Origin of the sequence: Corynebacterium urealyticum DSM 7109, from assembly GCF_000069945.1 — a bacterium.
GTDB lineage: Bacteria > Actinomycetota > Actinomycetes > Mycobacteriales > Mycobacteriaceae > Corynebacterium > Corynebacterium urealyticum.
Genome location: NC_010545.1, coordinates 712,528 through 730,017 on the forward strand (window position 1 = coordinate 712,528; position 17,490 = coordinate 730,017).

The window sequence follows — 17,490 nt, forward strand, 5'->3', positions numbered from 1 at the left end:
GCTGGTGCTCCATCAAGAAACCCTCCCCGGGGAAAGAATCCCGTCGGGGAGGGTCGGCGCGCGTGTGTGCGGCGAAATTAGGGCAGCATGCGCAGCTTCTTGCCGGCCAGCAGTGCGCTGCTCATGATGCGCGCGTAGGCCTTCGCGCCCAGGCTCTCCGGGCCACGCATCGACATCCACCGCTGTTCGGTGATGTTCTGGCTATCGGTGTACTTCAGCAGCCCGGCCGCGCCGTGGCGGCCGCCCATGCCGGAGTCCTTCATGCCGCCACTGGTGTTGTCGATGGCCGACCATGCGGCCGTGTAGCCGTCGTTGATGGAGACGGAACCTGCTCGGATCTGCGGGGCGATGCGGTGCCCGGTTTCGGGGCTGGCGAAGACGGAGGCGTTGAGACCATAGACGGTGTCGTTGGCGGCATTGACCGCAGCCACCAGGTCGTCGACGACTTCGACGAAGACGACTGGACCGAAGACCTCCTCGGTGCGCAGCTTCGCGTCGGCAGGGACATCCGCGAGAACGGTGGGCTCGTAGAAGTAGGGGCCCAGGTCCGGGCGAGCCTTGCCGCCCGCGAGAACTCGCGCGCCCTTGGCGACAGCGTCATCCACGTAGCTGGCGACCGTATCCAGCTGCTGTTGGGAGGCCAGCGAACCCATCGCCACCTCCCAGTCGAAGCCGGGGCCGAGCGTCATGGCGCGCACGGCGTCGGCGAACTTGGTGCTGAACTCCTCGTAGACAGGTCGCTCAACGTACACCCGCTCAATGGACACGCACAGCTGGCCCGAGTTGGAGTAGCAGGCATCGACGACGCCTCGGACCGTGTAATCCATTTTCGCATCCGCCGCGACGATCAGAGGGTTCTTGCCACCCAGCTCCGCGGAGAAACCGATCAGGCGGGAGCCCGCGGTAGCCCCAAGAATCTTGCCGGTGGCGGTAGACCCGGTGAACATCAGGAAGTCGCAGGTATTGGCGATCTCGCTGCCTACGACCCGGCCGGAGCCGGTGACCAACTGGACGAGATCGCGTGGCAGGCCGGCCTCGAAGAGCAGGCCGAACACCAGCAGGGAGGTAAACGGGGTCGCGGAGTCCGGTTTCGCGACCACCGCATTGCCTGCGATGAGCGCAGGAAGGGCGTCGGAGATGCCCAGGGTCAGTGGGTAGTTCCATGGCGAAATCTGGCCGACCACGCCCACCGCCTGGAAGTGCTGGCGGGACTTGGCGAGCACCGGAACCGCGGAGCGGCGGCGCTTCGGGCTCAGGATCTTCTCCGCGTTATTGGCGTAGTAACGGGAATTATTCGCGACGTCCATGACCTCGTCGAAGGCGGAGGCGCGGTTCTTGCCGGTCTCCAGCTGCACCATGTCCATCAGCAGCTCGCGGTTCTTCAGGACGGCGTCGTGGAAACGCAGGAGGATGGCCTTGCGCTCGGAGAAGGGGACGTGAGCCCAGGAACGCTGTGCCTGACGGGCGGCGCCCACGGCACGGTGGACGTCCTCCTCATCGCCGGAACCGACCCAGCCGAGGTGCTCCGCGGTAAAGGAAACCTCGACGTCGATCGTCTTCTCGGGCTTGGAGCCATCGGCGGGCAGCTTATTGGCGGACAGCCCGCGCAGCGCCTCCTGAAAGTCTGTCGGGAGTGCGCCGAGGGACAGTCGCTTGGGGAATCGCAAAGCAGTCATGGGTGGAAATATACCTTTGTCGAGGAACCTATGCGGGGGGTTGAGAAAGAAAATCCGCAGCGTCGGGAACTAAAAACGCGTCACCTGCGTTGGTACATTGTGAAGTAGGAATTTTTAACCGACTACCAGCGTCGTGGCGCGCCCCAGCAGTGCCGGGACATCGCCCGACATGAATCCCGGTCTCCGATCGGGTCGTGTAGACGCACCGCTTGGGTGTGTGCATGGCAGCAAGAACGAGTTTTGACGAAGAATCGAAAGTTGAGGCTTTCAGGTGAAGAAATCTAATCCATTTATGGCTGAGCTGACCGGCCAGAACCGCCAGGGCCAGCAGGCCCAGGGCTATGGTCAGCCCGGTTACGGACAGCAGGGCAGCGGACAGCAGGGCAGCGGCTACGGCCAGTTCGCCACCAGCGCCCGTGGTGCCGCTGCCACCGCGACCTACCAGGACGGGCTGCAGGACGCCGCGAATTACGGCCAGGCCGGCCCGGCCGACCGCCCGATTACCGTGGACGACGTGGTGGCTAAGACCGGCATCACGCTGGCCGTCATCGTCGTACTGGCTGCGGCGAACTACTTTATCTTCGGCACGAATCCGGCAACGGGCTCGATCCTCACCGTGGTTGGCGCTATCGGTGGCCTCATCACCGTGCTGGTCTCCGCCTTCGCGAAGAAGTACGGCTCCCCGGTCGTCACCCTGCTTTACGCAGGCTTCGAGGGACTGTTCGTCGGTGGCTTTAGCTACATGCTCACCGGCATGGCGGTGGGGGACACCAACGCTGGCGCCATGATTAGCCAGGCGATCCTGGGCACCATCGGCGTGTTCGCCGGCATGCTCTTCGTCTACAAGACGGGTGCGATCCGCGTGACCCCGAAGTTCACGAAGTTCATGGTCGCCGCACTGATCGGTGTACTGGTGCTGGCGCTGGGCAGCATGCTCATCGGCCTGTTCACCGGTGGCGCTGGCCCGCTGCGCGACGGCTCCCCGCTGTCCTGGATCTTCTCCCTGCTGTGCATCGGCCTGGCAGCGCTGAGCTTCCTGCAGGACTTCGACGCCGCCGACCGCCTCGTCCGCGCCGGTGCGCCGTCCAAGATGGCCTGGGGCGTGGCCCTCGGCTTGGCCGTGACCCTGGTCTGGCTCTACACCGAGATCCTGCGCCTGCTGTCTTACATCAATAGGGACTAGCGCTAGCAGCACAGGGCCAGGGCGTATGACGCGGGCTGGCCCATCGAAAAACTCTGCCCTTGGGGATCAACCCCAGGGGCTTTTTCATGCCCCCGGGGAGGGGCACTTTCCCGCGCCGCCCCCGCGTGTCTCTAGATCTTGGTAGCGTGATCAGGTCAACAGACTGTAAAACAGCTGGGCGCAGAAGTGCCGACCCAGCTAGCAAGGAGCGCCGATGAGTCTCGGCGAAAACCCCCGTCCCACTAAGGCCCAACCCGCGGCAGAGCTGCTCAAGGCCGGAAGAAGTTCCCAAGTCGGCTTGTATCCGCACGACCTGCACCCCGGGTTGGTCCCGGGCTTGAGCGTCGAAGACCAAAACAAGAGCTTCGCGCTGGACCGCATCGTCTTCTTCGTCACCGCCACCCTCATCGTGGCGTTTATCGCCTGGGGAATCGCCTCCCCAGAGTCGGTGTCCACTGCGTCGGCCGCCGCGTACGACTGGGCTATGAACAATGCCGCGTGGCTGCTCAACCTCGTCATGAGTATGGGGATCATCGTCATGCTCTACCTGGCGTTCTCCCGTTATGGCCAGATCCCACTGGGCCGGGACGATGAGGAGCCGGAGTTCTCCCGATACTCCTGGATCGCGATGATGTTTGGCGCCGGCATTGGCGTGGGCGTGTTCTTCTTCGGTCCCTCCGAGCCCCTGGCCTACTACCTCTCGCCGCCGCCGGAGACCGTAGCCGCGGAAACCCCGGCGGCCCTGCACCAGGCGTTGGCCCAGTCCCACTTCCACTGGGGACTATCCATCTGGGGTCTCTATGCGCTGGTGGGCGGCGCACTGGCCTATTCTACCTATCGCCGCGGGCGCCCCTCGCTGCTGAGCTCCGTGTTCCGGCCACTGCTGGGTACTCAGCCGAATGAGGGGATCGCGGGCAGGGTGATCGACATGATGGCGATCGTCGCCACCCTCTTCGGCACCGCCGCCACACTCGGGCTATCTGCCTTACAGATCGCCCAGGGTGTGGAGATCATTTCCGGGGCAGGCCCATTGGCCAATAATGCGGTGATCGCCATCATCGGTGTGCTCGGAGTTGCTTTCATCATCAGCGCGGTCTCCGGCGTAGCGCGGGGCATCCGCTACCTGTCGAATATCAACATCGCGCTGACGCTGCTGCTCGTGGCCTTCGTATTTCTCTTTGGTCCGAGCCTCTTTCTGCTGAACCTGGTGCCATCCGGAGTTGCGACCTATATCGATCAGCTGCTGCCGATGATGGGCAAGTCCCTGTCCTGGGGCCAGGAGACCCTTGAGTTCCAGGGCGCGTGGACGGCATTCTACTGGGCTTGGTGGATCGCCTGGACCCCGTTCGTTGGCATGTTCATCGCCCGGATTTCCCGTGGCCGCACCATCCGTGAATTCGCGCTCGCAACGATCGCCGGCCCGACCGCCATCCTGGTCCTGGCCTTCAGCATCTTTGGTGGTGCCTCCATCACCTTCAGCCGGGAGGGCCGCGAGATGTTCGACGGCTCCGCGAATTCCGAGCAGGTCCTCTTCGCGCTCTTCGACCAGTTGCCCCTGAACGCGATCACCCCGTTCCTGCTGATCACGGTGCTCACGATCTTCTTCGTCACCTCCGCGGACTCGGCGTCTGTGGTGATGGGAACCATGTCCTCCCAGGGCAACCCTGCGCCGAACAAGCTGGTCGTCGTGTTCTGGGGTGCATGCATGATGGGGATTGCCACGGTGATGCTGCTGGCCGGCGGGGAAACCGCGCTGACCGCGCTGCAGAACCTCACGATCCTTATTGCGCTGCCGTTCTCGATTGTCCTGCTGGTGATGACCGTGGCCTTCCTCAAGGATCTCCGCACCGACCCTGCAGCGATCCGTAAAGACTACGCCAGCACCGCGGTGGAAAATGCGGTGGTTCGTGGCCTGGAAGAGCACGGCGATGACTTCGAACTCAGCGTCGCTTCTGCGCCGGAGGGCAGGGGAGCGGGCGCCCACTTCGACTCCTCCTCTGAGAACGTCACCGACTGGTACCAGCGCGTGGATGAGGAGGGCGAAGAGATCGCCTACGACCACGAAACCAAGCGGTGGGCGGACCAGGAAGATAGCGCAGCGGACGCGCCGGCGGAGTCCATAGACACCGCGTCACCCGCTGCTGATGAGCGCTCGCCGGAGCACCCGGAGCGTTAACACCGCCAGCAGACTCTGTCCGTGACAACTAGGCACAAAGAAACCCTCGGCCCTGGAATTTAACGGGCCGAGGGTTTTCGCGTTGCCAGAGTGGGGCAGTGCCGCGCCAGAACTACTTCTGCATTGCGCGCGGGATGTCCAGATCCGGGTTATACGGCTCTGCCTCCACGAGGGTCACCCGGACCGTGTCGCCGGTCGGGGTCTCGTACTCACGGGTCTCGCCGACCTTCGCGCCGACCAGTGCTGCGCCCAGTGGGGCATCGGTGGAGTAAGTCTCCAGCTCCGGGTTGGAGGACTCCAGGCCACGGGTACCGATCAGGAAGGTCTCCTTGTCTTCCTCATCGTCGTCGTAGTAGACGTGCACGACGGTGCCGACCAGGGCGACGCCGGACTCCTGTGGAGCCTCACCGATGGTGGCGTTGTCAAGCAGCTCCTCGAGGTAGGCGATGCGGGCCTCTTCCTGGCCCTGCTGCTCGCGGGCGGCGTGGTAGCCGCCGTTCTCCTTGAGGTCACCCTCTTCGCGGCGCTCATTGATTTCGGCGGCCAGGACCGGGCGGTTCTCCTTCAGGGCGAACAGCTCCGCGTTGAGTCGGTCGTAGGATTCTTGGGTGAGCCAGGTGGTCTGATTGTCTGCCATCTGCGCCATCCTCCTTGGAAATTATTTCAGTAATTTTCAGCTGATCCGGGCAATCACGGTCCACGCACCGTCCCCGGCGGTAGTGCCGTGGGCGGCGATAGCTTTGCAGGAAATGTCCCACGGTTTCGCCGACGCCTGCCGGTTCTCGCTTGTCCGGGCGTATTCTAGCACCGAATAGACACGAAAACTTCAGTGGACGCGTCGTTGGTGGCCCGCTTTTTGGTGGGCTACTGCTTCAGGTGGGAGGGGATGATCGAAGAACAGCCGTAGATCTTCCCGGCGTAGCCCTGCACGCGGGTGTTGATATCCACCGAGTGTCGGGACGTTACTGGCCCACCGGCCGGGATGTAGAACTCGCGGCGGCCGACCTCGTTCTTGTCGTAGTCCATCGCGGTGACGACGCAATAAGCCGGCTTGGATGGATCTTCCCGGGTGACGTCGACGCGCATGTTCAGCCGGTTGTCGGACACCACGGAACCGCCGGACTCGACTGCGGTGACGTCCGCAGAGGACGCATTCATGAACTGGTTGACCGCATAGGCCATCGCCCCAGCGATGAGAACAACCAACGCAATGACCAGTACCTTGCCGGCAAAGGGGCGGTTGCGCTCAGCGCCGTAGCGGGCCTTCAAGGCATCGTCCGCGGGCATGTGCGTATTACCCGGGCGGGAGTTGGGAACCGAAGGGGAAGCATCAGAGGTCATGGTGGTTTACATTCTAGGCAATGCGCCCGTAAAAGCAGATTTTCTCTCCCCAGCCGACCCGTTGCTGCGGTGGGGAGGTGCCGTGTGACTTCTCTTCATCGGGCGTGGAACAATATGGAAGTATGACTGATTCGACGACGAGCGGTGCCCAGGGTGGCTACCGCGTGCTGGCGATTCACGCCCATCCGGATGATGAATCCAGCAAGGGTGCGGCGACGATGGCTCGCTATATTGACGAAGGCCACCGTGTCCGCGTGCTGACCTGCACGGGCGGCGAAGAGGGCAGCATCCTCAACCCCAGGATGGACCGCCCCGAGGTGCACGAGAATCTAGCGGCTGTGCGAAGGGAAGAAATGGCCCGCGCCGCGGAGATCTTGGGGGTGGAGCACCGCTGGCTGGGCTATGTTGATTCCGGCCTGCCGGAATCTGGAAAGCGGGAGGATCTCCCAGAAGGCTGCTTTGCGCTGCAGGACGTCGACGAGGTGGCCGGCGACGTGGTTGCGCAGATCCGCGAATTCCAGCCGCACGTGATCATTACCTATGACGAAAACGGTGGCTACCCGCACCCGGATCACCTGATGGTCCATGCGGTGTCTATGCGCGCCTGGGAGCTGGCCGGAGACCCCGAGTATCGACCCGATCTGGGCGAGGCTTGGGCGCCGCTGAAGTTGTATTACACACACGGATTCGTGGTGACCCGTTTCAACATGCTCGCCGAGGCGGTGGCACAGCGGCAGGCTAACGGTGAGATGACCCTGCGCGAGTACCAGCGCACGATGACCCAGCTGGCCTTCTGGCGCGCGAAGCAGGACGTCTATCCCCGCGTAACCACCCGCGTGAACGCCGCGGATTGGTTCGAACGTCGCGATGCCGCGCTGACCTCACATGCCACCCAGATCGATCCGGACGGGCCGTTCTTCGGCGTGGATGTGGATGTGCAGCGCGAGACGTGGCCCACGGAGGAGTTCGAATTAGCGAAGACCCGGGTAGCCACTACACTGCCAGAGAGAGAACTCACCGCGGGCCTGCCGCCGGTAGACAGCGCCGATGAGCTCAGCCAGAGCCAGCCGCCAGAGGTGTCGGTGCGCCCCGAGCAGTAGGATTTTCGCTATAGAATTTTTAGCCCGGCACTCACACACGGCTTGACCGCCGTCGAAGGGAATGGATGACATGTTCGCAGCTCTTTCGACCCCTGCTCTGCCAGCAGCGGATCTGGTGACCGCTGGGGCGGCGTACACGACCACCGTTATTGCCCAGGGGCCAACCCCGAATACGGGCCCACGCGGCGAGGAATTCGGCAAGGCCTCACCGGTCGGGCTGTTCGTCATCCTCGGGCTGCTTTTTGTGGTCATCGTCATCGGATTCGGGATGAACCGCAGGCTGCGCCGTTTGGAGCGACGCCGCGCCTTCGCCGAGCAGCACGGCATCGACGTGTTCGATGAGGAGCGGCTCAACAAGGCTATGGAAGAGAGCGGTTACGAGGAGTACGCGAAGGGCGGGGTGATGTTTGCTCGCACCGAGGTGCCGCAGACTGATGCTCGTTTCGAGCCGGCCTCCGGGCAGCTCACGGGGCCAGACGCGATCGACGCAGAGCGCGCGAAGGCCCAGGAAGATGAAGGCGAAGACGAGAATCCTGCACGCTAAGCGAGAGGATTAACAATCGTGCGTCTACCAAAGCTCGCGGCAGCGATTGGGCGAACCGAGCCGCTGAAGAGGCTCGCCAGCCTGCTTTACCCCGCCTATGAGGCGCGGCTGGCCCGCTCTCTTCGGGATCTGCCGCGACCGGCTCACATCGCCATCATGGCCGACGGCAACCGACGCTGGGCCAGGGAGAACGGCTTCACCGACGTCTCTCATGGGCACCGCGTGGGCGCTCGTAAAATCGCCGAGATGTGCAATTGGTGCGACGAGATGGGCATCGCTTCGGTGACCGTGTACCTGCTCAGCACCGAGAACCTCAAGCGTGAGCCGGAGGAACTCGAGCTGCTGATCAAAATCATTGGGGACGTCGCCGACGAGCTTGGGCAGGCGAAAGCTGGCTTCCGAGTGCGCTCCGTGGGGCACCTCGAGCTGCTGCCACAGCAGCTGCGGGAGCGACTGGAACGCAACGAGAAGCTCACCGCCAATAACACGGGCGTGTGCGTCAACGTCGCGGTCGGCTACGGCGGACGGCAGGAGATCGTCGACGCGGTGCGAGACACCGTCGCGGAACTCGCTGCGGACGGCACGCCGGCGGAAAAGATCGCCGAGAAAATTACCGTCGATTCCCTGGGCAATCACATGTACACCAAGGGGCAGCCAGACCCGGACCTGGTGATCCGGACGTCGGGGGAGCAGCGGCTCTCTGGCTTTCTGCTGTGGCAGTCGGCCTACTCCGAGATTTGGTTTACGGACACCTACTGGCCGGCGTTCCGGCGGGTAGACTTCCTCCGAGCGCTGCGGGAATACTCCCAGCGTCACCGCCGCTTCGGGCTTTAGGCCAGTGCTGTACTGGTTGCTCTGAGCCGCCATGGGCGGCCTGGTGGCAGCGTCAGCTGTGGGAGGGCGGGGCTAAATCTTGCGCATCCGCACCCGGTCGACGAGGTGATCTGCACCCTTGCGCATCACCAGGCTGGCGCGGATCCGGGTCGGCAAGATGTTCTCCATGAGGTTGGGCAGGTTCACTGTCTGCCAGATCTCCCGGGCCACCTGGGCGGCCTGTTCGTCGCTCAATCCCGCGAGGTGGTGGAAGTGCGCTTCCGGGTCCTTGAAGGCGGTGTTTTTCAGACGCAGGAATCGGGAGATGTACCAGTCCTCAATGTCTTCAACCCGGGCGTCGACGTACACGGAGAAGTCGAAGAGATCGCTGACCATGAGGGTGGGGCCGGTCTGCAGCACGTTGAGGCCCTCGACGATGAGGATGTCCGGCTGGTCAACGACCTCGAACTCACCGGCAATTCGGTCGTAGGCCTCGTGCGAGTAGACCGGTGCCTTGACGTTGCGGGCGCCTGATTTCACCTTGGTCACAAAATTCAGCAGCGCTTGCTGATCATAAGACTCGGGAAAGCCCTTGCGGTGCAGCAGACGACGGCGTTCCAGCTCGGCGGTGGGGAAGAGGAACCCGTCCGTGGTGATCAGGTCCACCCGGGGGCTGGAGTCCCAACGCTGCAGCAGCACCTGGAGCACACGCGCGGTGGTGGACTTCCCGACGGCCACGGAGCCGGACACACCGATGATGTACGGCGTGGGAGGCATCGGTTCGCCGATGAAGGTCTCGGTGGCCTGATTCAGGCTGCGCTGGGCCTCGACCCGCAGGTTAATGAGGCGGGACAGCGGCAGGTAGACCTCGCTGACCTCGTCCAAGTCAATCTCGTCGCCGATGCCGCGCAGCTGGTCGAGCTCCGATTCGCTCAAGACCTGGGGCATGGACTTGCGGAGTTCGCGCCACTGGCTCCTTTTGAGTTCGATAAAGGGCGATTCAGTCGCGTCCGCGGAGGCGCGCTGGGGCGTACGATTCATGGCCTCATTGTGCCTGTGTGGGGGGAGATAACCCAAATGTGTTAGGTGCGCTGTGACCTGCGTCCGGGGCAGACGCTAAGATGTGGGGCGCAACGCAACAACACCTTCTACCCCCAAGAATCGGTCTGCATTCTTGGCGGTATACACCTTTTTGAAGGAAGGCCGACGGAAACTTATGTCCGATTCTCCACAGACCATCCAGCACAACGTGCCGCTGGCCGAACTCGACCCGGATGTCGCCCGCGCGATCGACGGTGAGCTGGCCCGCCAGCGCAACACTCTCGAAATGATCGCGAGTGAGAACTTTGTGCCGCGTGCAGTGCTGCAGGCGCAGGGCTCCGTCCTGACCAACAAGTACGCCGAGGGTTACCCGGGACGCCGTTACTACGGCGGCTGCGAGCACGTCGACGTCATCGAGGACCTGGCCCGCGACCGCGCGAAGCAGGTCTTCGGCGCAGAGTTCGCCAACGTGCAGCCGCACGCTGGTGCGCAGGCTAACGCCGCCGTCCTTATGGCGCTGGCGAGCCCACGGGATAAGATCCTGGGCCTGTCCCTGGCTCACGGTGGTCACCTGACCCACGGCATGCACCTGAACTTCTCCGGCAAGCTCTACGAGGCCATCGCCTACGAGGTGGACCCGGAGACCATGCGCATCGACATGGATAAGGTCCGCGAGCAGGCCCTCAAGGAGAAGCCGACCGTCATCATCGCCGGTTGGTCCGCCTACCCGCGCCACCAGGACTTCGCTGCCTTCCGCTCCATCGCGGACGAGGTCGGCGCGAAGCTGTGGGTCGATATGGCCCACTTCGCAGGTCTGGTCGCTGCTGGTCTGCACCCGTCCCCGGTCCCGCACGCTGACGTCGTGTCCACCACCGTCCACAAGACCCTCGGCGGCCCGCGTTCCGGCCTGATCCTGGCGAAGCAGGAGTGGGCGAAGAAGCTCAACTCCGCAGTCTTCCCAGGCCAGCAGGGCGGCCCGCTGATGCACGCCGTTGCCGCGAAGGCCGTTGCCATGAAGGTGGCCCAGACCGAGGAGTTCCGTGACCGCCAGGCCCGCACCCTCGAGGGCGCGAAGATCCTGGCCGAGCGCCTGTCCGCTGCTGACACCAAGGGTGCTGGCGTCGAGGTGCTCACCGGCGGCACCGACGTCCACCTGGTGCTGGCTGATCTGCGTCACTCCGAGCTGGATGGCCAGCAGGCTGAGGATCTGCTGCACGAGGTTGGCATCACCGTCAACCGAAACGCCGTTCCTTTCGACCCACGCCCGCCGATGGTCACCTCCGGCCTGCGCATCGGTACCCCGGCCCTGGCTTCCCGCGGCCTGGACACCGCTGCCTTCACCGAGGTCGCGGACGTCATCGGCACCGCGCTGGCACAGGGTAAGAACGCCGACGTCGAGGCTCTGCGTGCTCGTGTCTCCAAGGTTGCCGAGGACTTCCCGCTGTACGAGGGCCTCGAGGACTGGAAGCTGGTCTAAGAATGGCTCAGTCCGCTGTGAATCCGCAGGGCGGTGGGGCCGGAGCCGCATCCCAGCCCTCTGGGGCGGGGCACGCGCTGATCATCGTTGACGTGCAGAATGACTTCGTCGACGGCAGCCTGGCTACCGAACGTGGCGCGCAGGCCGCCGAAGCGATCAGCAAGCACATCGCCGGCCTGCACCGTTATGACGTCATCTTGGGGACGAAGGATTGGCACATCGACCCAGCCGGGCATTTCGCCCCGGAGGGTACGGAGCCGGATTACCAGGACACCTGGCCGGTGCACTGCGTTGCCGGAACCACCGGCGCACAGTCGCACCCGGCGCTTGCGACCGATCAGGTCGAGGCGTGGTTCCATAAGGGTGAGTACGAGCCCGCCTACTCGGGCTTTGAAGGCCACCTCGCGGACTCTCTTGCGGTCGCGGAAGCGAAGAGCGCTGCTGCCGAAGAGGCCCGTCCGAAGGTACTCCTCGCGGAATGGCTGCGTTCCCGCCGCATTGGTCAGGTGACCGTGGTTGGTATCGCGACCGACTTCTGCGTGCGCGCCACCGCGCTGGATGCGAAGGCCGAGGGCTTCGACGTCAATGTGATCCCGCGTCTGTGCGCGCCGGTGTCAGCAGCGGGGGAGGAAGCGACCCTCGCCGAACTGCGTGAGGCCGGTATCGAGGTGAAGTAGTCGCAGTCGTGACTCAAAGCCGAAAGAACCCGATGGTTTCCACCATCGGGTTCTTTGTTGTGTTGCTCACCGGGCGGGGCGCTCAAGCTGCGCCCACCGGGTGAGAAACAGGGGGAGTGGCTTACTCGCCCTTAGCCAGCTTGCGGGAGATGATCTCCAGCATGATCTCGTTCGGGCCACCGTAGATTGGCTGGACGCGAGAGTCCAGGTAGTGGGTAGCGATCGGGTACTCCATCATGAAGCCGTAGCCGCCGTGCATCTGCAGTGCCTGGTTCACGACCTCGATCTGCAGCTCGGTGGTGTGGTATTTCGCCATCGCAGCGGTGGTCTCGTCCAGCTCGCCCTTGACCTTGGCCTCGATGCAGGCATCGACGAAGGACTGTGCAGCCTGCAGGCCCTGGACCATCTTGGCCAGCTCCCAGCGGTAGGCCTGGTGGTCGACCAGACGGTTGCCGAAGGTCTTGCGGTCCTGGGAGTGCTGGTACACCAGGTCGAAGGCGCGACGGGAGGTCGCGACAGAGCCCACGGCGATGGACAGGCGCTCCTGAGCCAGGTTGTGGCGCAGGTAGCCAAAGCCAGCGCCGCGCTCGCCCAGCAGGTTCTCGGCCGGGACCTGGACGTTCTCGAAGGAGAGCTCGGCGGTGTCCTGGGACTTCAGGCCGACCTTCTTCAGCGGGCCGGTCTTGGTGTAGCCCTCCATGCCGTCCTCGACGATGAGCAGGGAGATGCCGGCGCGGCCCTTCTCCGGATCGGTGATGGCGACGATGATGGTGAAGTCTGCCTGAACACCGTTGGAGATGAAGGTCTTCGCACCATTGACGGTGAAGGAGCCGTCGCCGTTGTCGCGGGCCAGGGTGCGGATGCCAGCCAGGTCGGCGCCGGCCTCCGGCTCGGTCATGGCGATCGCGGCGATCTTCTCACCGGAGCACAGCGGCTTGAGGAAGCGCTCCTTCTGCTCGTCGTTGGCGAAGCGCTGCAGGTATGGGATGACCAGGTCGTTGATGGTCTGGATGCCCACGATGATGGAGCCGGAGTCTGCCTTGGCAAGCTCCTCGGTCAGCACGGCGTTGAAGCGGTAGTCATTCATTCCGCCGCCGCCCCACTGCTCGTCGACCTCCATGCCCAGCAGGCCCATGTCGCCGGCCTTCTTGAACATCTCGCGGTCGACGTAGCCCTGGTCGTGCCAGCGCTCCACGTTCGGGCGGATTTCGGTCTCCACGAAGCCACGGACGGCCTCGCGGAACATCTCGTGCTCTTCGTTGAACAGGGTGCGCGGAAGGTAGTTCTTCATGTTGTCCTCTCCGGAAGTCGGGGGATGTTCGGTGAAAGAGCCGGCACAGTTCGCACTGTGACCCAGAACTCTTAATGCTTATGTTCATAGTAACGCTTTGTGGCCTCAGTCACCTATTTATGAAGAAATATTTTTTAAACCCTTGTGTGCGAACTTAGGTAATGCTAACCTCAAGTTAGCGCCCACGGGGGATCATCTCACGAGGTGCGCCAGTAGTGGATAGTCGTTTTCCGCCACGCCGCTCGGGAAGGACCCTCTTCTCGCCTTGCCGGGCAACTTGTCACGGCGCGACGGAAAGCGATGGGTTGAAAAGCTGCCGTGGCCTAGTCACCCACGGCGGTCAATGGGGTACACCCGGTGTCGTCGCACGGGTACCAAAAACTCAGGCGGGGCTTAAGCACTGTGATGCTTAAGCCCCGCCTGAGGTCTCTCTCAAATCTTCATGCCCCCAGCGGGGACGAGCTAGTTCTTACCGCCTGGGCGATTTTCCGCCAGCGACTTCCGAGCCTCTCGCAACCACTCTGGCTGATTCTCCAGCAGCTCCTTGATCTCAGCGGTGGTCAGCGGCTTATCCAGCTCATTCTTGCGCAGCGCAGTGATCGTAACGCCCAGCTTCCGTGCCACTTCCGGGCGTGGGTGGGGACCCTCGAGGCGCAGCTGCTGCAGCCATTCTGGCGGGTTCTGCTGCAGCTCGACGAACTCCTCGTGAGCCAGCGGGGTGTTCTGGAAGTCCTCCGGGGCGGCCGGGAGATAGATCCCCAACTTCTTCGCCGCCGTCATTGGCTTCATCTTTGGCCCCTTGGAGACCTTCTTATCTGTCATTGCTTCTCCTGAACGCTCAGACATTCTGTGCCGAGCCGATGATTCTCTCGTCCGCGCGCCGCCAGACGCAGCGCCCGCATGCTCAACTTTTCCGCCACCCATCCTAGAGCCAAGTACTCGCTAACCCCGCCTCGCGACAGCCCGCTCCTTAAGTTCCTTAAGTACCCGTGGGGCCTCGCGATAGGATGTTTCCATGGCACAGCTCGCCCCGCGATACCTCCGCGTCGTCTTTAGTCCCGGCATCAACCCGGACAAGTGGTTCGCTCGCTTCGACGACCGCGTCCCCGGTTGGCGAAGTGCTGGCGCCGCTACGGACGCCCCGCTGGCATACATCACCAATGGAGAAGCAGACGTTGCGATCGTCCGCCTCGGCCAGGGTGGTGTGCCGAAGGAAAAATTCCACGCCGTGACCCTCTACGAGGAACAAATGGGTGTGGCCGCCCCCAAGGAACACCCGATCGAGGTGCTTGACCGAGTCAAGTGGGCCGAACTCTCCGACGAGATGTTCATGTACACCACGCCCGCCGACGGCATCGACGATCTGCCTCAACTCCGCGAGATGCTGGGAGTTGTCGCAGCCAACGTCGGCATCGCCGTCGCGCCCCGCCCCCTCCTACGGGCCCTAAGAGTCAGGGGAGTGGTCAACCGCGAGCTCCTGCTCCCGACCCCACGAGGCGAAGATCCGGAAGCAGGCTCAGCCGATAGCGCGGCGGGGAGCAGCGAGGCGGAGGGCACCGCACCCGTGCCGGAGCTGCCCGGCACAACCGTCGTCGCCGTCGTATGGCTGAAAGAACGGGACGCCGAGGAAATACAGGAATTCGTCGGCATCTGCCGCGGCCGAAAGGCCGGAAGCAGCCGAGGGGAACTCAGCGGCGCGGAACAGAAACGCGCTGGTCGAGCGCAAAGAAACGCGACGTCGTCGACAAGTGCCTCACGACGATCCCGCGGACCCGCAGGTGCGCGCAAGAAAAGCGGAAAGAGAAGTTGGAAAGGTCGCCGGCACTAAGGCAGAATCTGTGCCATGACGACCGTGGGTAAGAACACTCCAGAGACGACGGGCGGATCCGAGCAGAAGATCCAGGACGTCGAAAGCCCGAAGCGCGCAGAAGATAGCGTCATCATCCGCAACCTCCGTGAAGAAGACTACCCGGAAGTGCGCGCCATCTTGCAAGAAGGAATGAATACCGGCGAGGCCACCTTCGAGGCTGAAGCCCCCGAATGGGAAGACTTCCGGGCAGCCCGCCTACTGGAGCTGACCTTCATCGCCGAGGACGAAACCACCGGCAAGATCCTCGGCTGGATCGCAGCATCCCCAGCGAGCCAGCGCGAAGTCTTCCACGGCGTGATCGAAGACTCGATCTACATGTCCAGCGACGCCAAGGGGCGCGGCGTAGGCGGCAAGCTCCTCGACACCCTCATCGCCGAGGCCACCAAGGCAGGTCGCTGGTCCATCCACTCCCACATCTTCCCGGAGAACGAAGGCTCCGTGCGCCTGCACGTCTCCCGTGGCTTTGAGCTCGTCGGGACGTTCCACTCCATGGCGAAGATGAGCTACGGGCCCAAGAAGGACGTCTGGCGCGATAACCAGGTCTACGAACTCGTCCTCGAAGAAGGGCCCGCCCGCAACGGCGAATAATTCCCCCGCCCCAGCTGAGGCGCTGGGTTTGATGTCGCGCCCAGCTGAGCCGCTTCGCTAGGATAGCGTCTCGCTGAGGCGCTGGGTTTGATGTCGCGCCCAGCTGAGCCGCTTCGCTAGGATAGCGTCTCGCTGAGGCGCTGGGGCCGAATAAAGACCAGCACTAACCCCGCCACCAGCATCGCCGGCGCCAACCATCCCAACACCGGCACCAGCGCATCGTTATACGCGCCCACCACAGCATCCCGCACCGGAGTCGGCAGCTCGTGCACCGCATGTGGCGTCAAACTGTGCTGACCGCCGTGGGTGAACTTCTCCGCGTACGGCGCCGCCTCAGGCCCCATCGCAGCCAGCGCCTCCGGCAGCCGCTGCGACATAAACTCACCGGCCCGGTGGCTGAACAAACTGCCCACCACCGCGGCACCCACCGAACCGCCGATCTGACGGAAGAAGTTATTCGCCGCCGTCGCGGTACCAACAATCTTGATGGGGAAGGTGTTCTGCACCACCAGCGTCAAGATCGGCACCGTCAAGCCCAACCCCGCACCAAACACCGCGAGGCATAGCCCGAGGTACTTCATGGAGGAATCCGGGGTCAGCCGTCCCACCATCACCAACGCGACCGTCGCGATCCCCAGCCCCACAATGGGGAAGTACTTGTACTTGCCTGTGCTGGAGATGTAGCGGCCCGACGTCGTCGAGGAGATGAGCATCCCGGCCATCATCGGGATCATCATGAGGCCCGCAGCAGTGGGGGACAGGCCATGAATCATCTGGATATACGTCGGCAGATAAGCCATGGCGCCGAACATCGCCACACCAACGATGATGCTGGAGATCGTGGTCAGCGCGAAGTTGCGCACCCCAAAGAGATTCGTCGGCAGCACCGGGTTCGACACCCGTGGTTCAACCACCAGGAACAATGCGGTGGCCACGATGGTGGTACCCAGCAGCCCCAAGATGACCGGGTCGGTCCAGCCGTAATCCCGGCCGCCCCACGTCAACGCCAGGATCAACGTGCTCGTTGCAGCAGCCAACAGCAGGGAGCCGAACCAGTCGAAAGGTGCACGCTCTCCGCGCCGCGGCAGCTTCAGCGCGAACGCCGAAAGAGTGAAGGCGATGACCGCCAGCGGCACGTTGAACCACAGCGCCCACCGCCAGCCTGGGCCGTCGGTAAAGAATCCACCCAGCAGCGGGCCGAGCACACTCGATAGGCCAAAGACTGCGCCCATGAGCCCCATGTACTTGCCACGCTCGCGAGCCGGGACTACGTCGGCGATGATCGCCTGCGAGAGAACCATCAGGCCGCCGCCGCCCACGCCCTGCACCGCGCGGGCGAGGATCATCATGCCCATGGACTGCGCATTCGCGCCGATAATCGAGCCGAGCAGGAAAACCGCAATCGCGAACAGATACAGCGGCTTGCGCCCGAGCTGATCGCCGAGCTTGCCGTAGATCGGCATGCCAATGGTCATCATCACCAAAAATGCGGTGATGACCCAGCTCATCTTGTCCGCCCCGCCCAGCTCGCCGACCAGCGTCGGCAGCGCGGTGGCGAAGATCATCTGTCCCAGCGAGGACATGAGCATGCCGATCATCAGCGAGGCGAAGACCAGCGGGACGTTATTTTGCTTGCGGTAGTCCTCCGTCGTGGAGGCAGGATCAGATTCTGTCATGAACTTTTTCTTACTGTTGGGGGTGATTGTCGAAATG

At 63.5% G+C, this 17,490-nt stretch carries 16 protein-coding genes; 9 read left to right on the top strand and 7 right to left on the bottom strand.

Going from position 1 to position 17,490, the window contains the following annotated elements; all coding sequences use genetic code 11:
• Positions 1-77: 77 nt before the first annotated feature.
• On the bottom strand, positions 78-1,676 hold the full coding sequence (locus CU_RS02970; protein ID WP_012359847.1) for a succinic semialdehyde dehydrogenase: 1,599 nt from the start codon (positions 1,674-1,676) through the stop codon (positions 78-80).
• A gap of 271 nt (positions 1,677-1,947) precedes the next feature.
• Between CU_RS02970 and CU_RS02975 the strand changes: the two genes are divergently transcribed.
• Entirely contained in the window at positions 1,948-2,859 is a 912-nt protein-coding gene (locus tag CU_RS02975; RefSeq protein WP_012359848.1) for a Bax inhibitor-1/YccA family protein, read from the top strand.
• A 214-nt stretch (positions 2,860-3,073) separates the two neighbouring features.
• On the top strand, positions 3,074-5,035 hold the full coding sequence (locus CU_RS02980; RefSeq protein WP_012359849.1) for a BCCT family transporter: 1,962 nt from the start codon (positions 3,074-3,076) through the stop codon (positions 5,033-5,035).
• A gap of 112 nt (positions 5,036-5,147) precedes the next feature.
• Here CU_RS02980 and greA read toward each other — a convergent pair whose 3' ends face one another.
• Complete coding sequence (gene greA / locus CU_RS02985; protein WP_012359850.1) at positions 5,148-5,672, bottom strand: transcription elongation factor GreA; 525 nt, start codon at positions 5,670-5,672, stop codon at positions 5,148-5,150.
• Between the two features lie 227 nt (positions 5,673-5,899).
• The gene (locus CU_RS02990; protein ID WP_231837736.1) at positions 5,900-6,376 is read right to left on the bottom strand and encodes a DUF4307 domain-containing protein; all 477 of its coding nucleotides are present in this window, start codon (positions 6,374-6,376) and stop codon (positions 5,900-5,902) included.
• Positions 6,377-6,498: 122 nt separating this feature from the next.
• On the opposite strand from CU_RS02990, the gene mca reads away from it, so the two are divergent.
• The 3 genes from mca (at position 6,499) to CU_RS03005 (ending at position 8,854) form a co-directional block, all read left to right on the top strand.
• Positions 6,499-7,476: a mycothiol conjugate amidase Mca gene (gene mca, locus CU_RS02995; protein ID WP_012359852.1), complete on the top strand. Its 978-nt coding sequence runs from the start codon at positions 6,499-6,501 to the stop codon at positions 7,474-7,476.
• A 70-nt stretch (positions 7,477-7,546) separates the two neighbouring features.
• Positions 7,547-8,020, top strand: a complete 474-nt coding sequence (locus CU_RS03000) for a hypothetical protein (RefSeq protein ID WP_012359853.1) — start codon at positions 7,547-7,549, stop codon at positions 8,018-8,020.
• Positions 8,021-8,065: 45 nt separating this feature from the next.
• Positions 8,066-8,854, top strand: a complete 789-nt coding sequence (locus tag CU_RS03005) for an isoprenyl transferase (RefSeq protein WP_041628571.1) — start codon at positions 8,066-8,068, stop codon at positions 8,852-8,854.
• Positions 8,855-8,926: 72 nt separating this feature from the next.
• On the opposite strand, the gene coaA is transcribed toward CU_RS03005, so the two are convergent.
• Positions 8,927-9,874, bottom strand: a complete 948-nt coding sequence (coaA, locus tag CU_RS03010; protein ID WP_012359855.1) for a type I pantothenate kinase — start codon at positions 9,872-9,874, stop codon at positions 8,927-8,929.
• 175 nt (positions 9,875-10,049) lie between these two features.
• On the opposite strand from coaA, the gene glyA reads away from it, so the two are divergent.
• Both glyA and CU_RS03020 read left to right on the top strand, forming a co-directional pair.
• Positions 10,050-11,351 (top strand): serine hydroxymethyltransferase, encoded by a 1,302-nt coding sequence (glyA, locus tag CU_RS03015; protein ID WP_012359856.1) that lies wholly within the window; start codon positions 10,050-10,052, stop codon positions 11,349-11,351.
• A 2-nt stretch (positions 11,352-11,353) separates the two neighbouring features.
• A complete protein-coding gene (locus CU_RS03020; protein ID WP_012359857.1) occupies positions 11,354-12,028 on the top strand; it encodes an isochorismatase family protein in 675 nt (224 codons plus the stop codon).
• A gap of 121 nt (positions 12,029-12,149) precedes the next feature.
• Here the strand turns inward: CU_RS03020 and CU_RS03025 are convergent, their stop codons facing one another.
• Together CU_RS03025 and CU_RS03030 are read right to left on the bottom strand one after the other, a co-directional pair.
• Positions 12,150-13,319: an acyl-CoA dehydrogenase family protein gene (locus CU_RS03025; RefSeq protein WP_012359858.1), complete on the bottom strand. Its 1,170-nt coding sequence runs from the start codon at positions 13,317-13,319 to the stop codon at positions 12,150-12,152.
• Positions 13,320-13,781: 462 nt separating this feature from the next.
• Positions 13,782-14,108: a DUF5997 family protein gene (locus CU_RS03030; protein WP_173362336.1), complete on the bottom strand. Its 327-nt coding sequence runs from the start codon at positions 14,106-14,108 to the stop codon at positions 13,782-13,784.
• 226 nt (positions 14,109-14,334) lie between these two features.
• On the opposite strand from CU_RS03030, the gene CU_RS03035 reads away from it, so the two are divergent.
• Together CU_RS03035 and CU_RS03040 are read left to right on the top strand one after the other, a co-directional pair.
• Positions 14,335-15,147 carry a LysR family transcriptional regulator substrate-binding protein gene (locus CU_RS03035; RefSeq protein ID WP_012359860.1) on the top strand — a complete coding sequence of 271 codons (813 nt, stop codon included), beginning with the start codon at positions 14,335-14,337 and terminating at the stop codon, positions 15,145-15,147.
• A gap of 15 nt (positions 15,148-15,162) precedes the next feature.
• Entirely contained in the window at positions 15,163-15,777 is a 615-nt protein-coding gene (locus tag CU_RS03040; protein ID WP_012359861.1) for a GNAT family N-acetyltransferase, read from the top strand.
• 116 nt (positions 15,778-15,893) lie between these two features.
• On the opposite strand, the gene CU_RS03045 is transcribed toward CU_RS03040, so the two are convergent.
• The gene (locus CU_RS03045; protein ID WP_012359862.1) at positions 15,894-17,453 is read right to left on the bottom strand and encodes an MDR family MFS transporter; all 1,560 of its coding nucleotides are present in this window, start codon (positions 17,451-17,453) and stop codon (positions 15,894-15,896) included.
• Between the last annotated feature and the right edge of the window lie 37 nt (positions 17,454-17,490).

Excerpts from the sequence above, each read along its gene's own strand:
- CU_RS02970 (WP_012359847.1), bottom strand. The coding sequence starts at position 1,676 with ATGACTGCTTTGCGATTCCCCAAGCGACTGTCCCTCGGCGCACTCCCG.
- CU_RS03030 (WP_173362336.1), bottom strand. The coding sequence starts at position 14,108 with ATGAAGCCAATGACGGCGGCGAAGAAGTTGGGGATCTATCTCCCGGCC.
- CU_RS03000 (WP_012359853.1), top strand. The coding sequence starts at position 7,547 with ATGTTCGCAGCTCTTTCGACCCCTGCTCTGCCAGCAGCGGATCTGGTG.
- mca (WP_012359852.1), top strand. The coding sequence starts at position 6,499 with ATGACTGATTCGACGACGAGCGGTGCCCAGGGTGGCTACCGCGTGCTG.
- glyA (WP_012359856.1), top strand. The coding sequence starts at position 10,050 with ATGTCCGATTCTCCACAGACCATCCAGCACAACGTGCCGCTGGCCGAA.
- CU_RS02990 (WP_231837736.1), bottom strand. The coding sequence starts at position 6,376 with ATGACCTCTGATGCTTCCCCTTCGGTTCCCAACTCCCGCCCGGGTAAT.
- CU_RS02980 (WP_012359849.1), top strand. The coding sequence starts at position 3,074 with ATGAGTCTCGGCGAAAACCCCCGTCCCACTAAGGCCCAACCCGCGGCA.
- CU_RS03020 (WP_012359857.1), top strand. The coding sequence starts at position 11,354 with ATGGCTCAGTCCGCTGTGAATCCGCAGGGCGGTGGGGCCGGAGCCGCA.
- coaA (WP_012359855.1), bottom strand. The coding sequence starts at position 9,874 with ATGAATCGTACGCCCCAGCGCGCCTCCGCGGACGCGACTGAATCGCCC.
- CU_RS03025 (WP_012359858.1), bottom strand. The coding sequence starts at position 13,319 with ATGAAGAACTACCTTCCGCGCACCCTGTTCAACGAAGAGCACGAGATG.
- CU_RS03040 (WP_012359861.1), top strand. The coding sequence starts at position 15,163 with ATGACGACCGTGGGTAAGAACACTCCAGAGACGACGGGCGGATCCGAG.
- CU_RS03035 (WP_012359860.1), top strand. The coding sequence starts at position 14,335 with ATGGCACAGCTCGCCCCGCGATACCTCCGCGTCGTCTTTAGTCCCGGC.
- greA (WP_012359850.1), bottom strand. The coding sequence starts at position 5,672 with ATGGCAGACAATCAGACCACCTGGCTCACCCAAGAATCCTACGACCGA.
- CU_RS03045 (WP_012359862.1), bottom strand. The coding sequence starts at position 17,453 with ATGACAGAATCTGATCCTGCCTCCACGACGGAGGACTACCGCAAGCAA.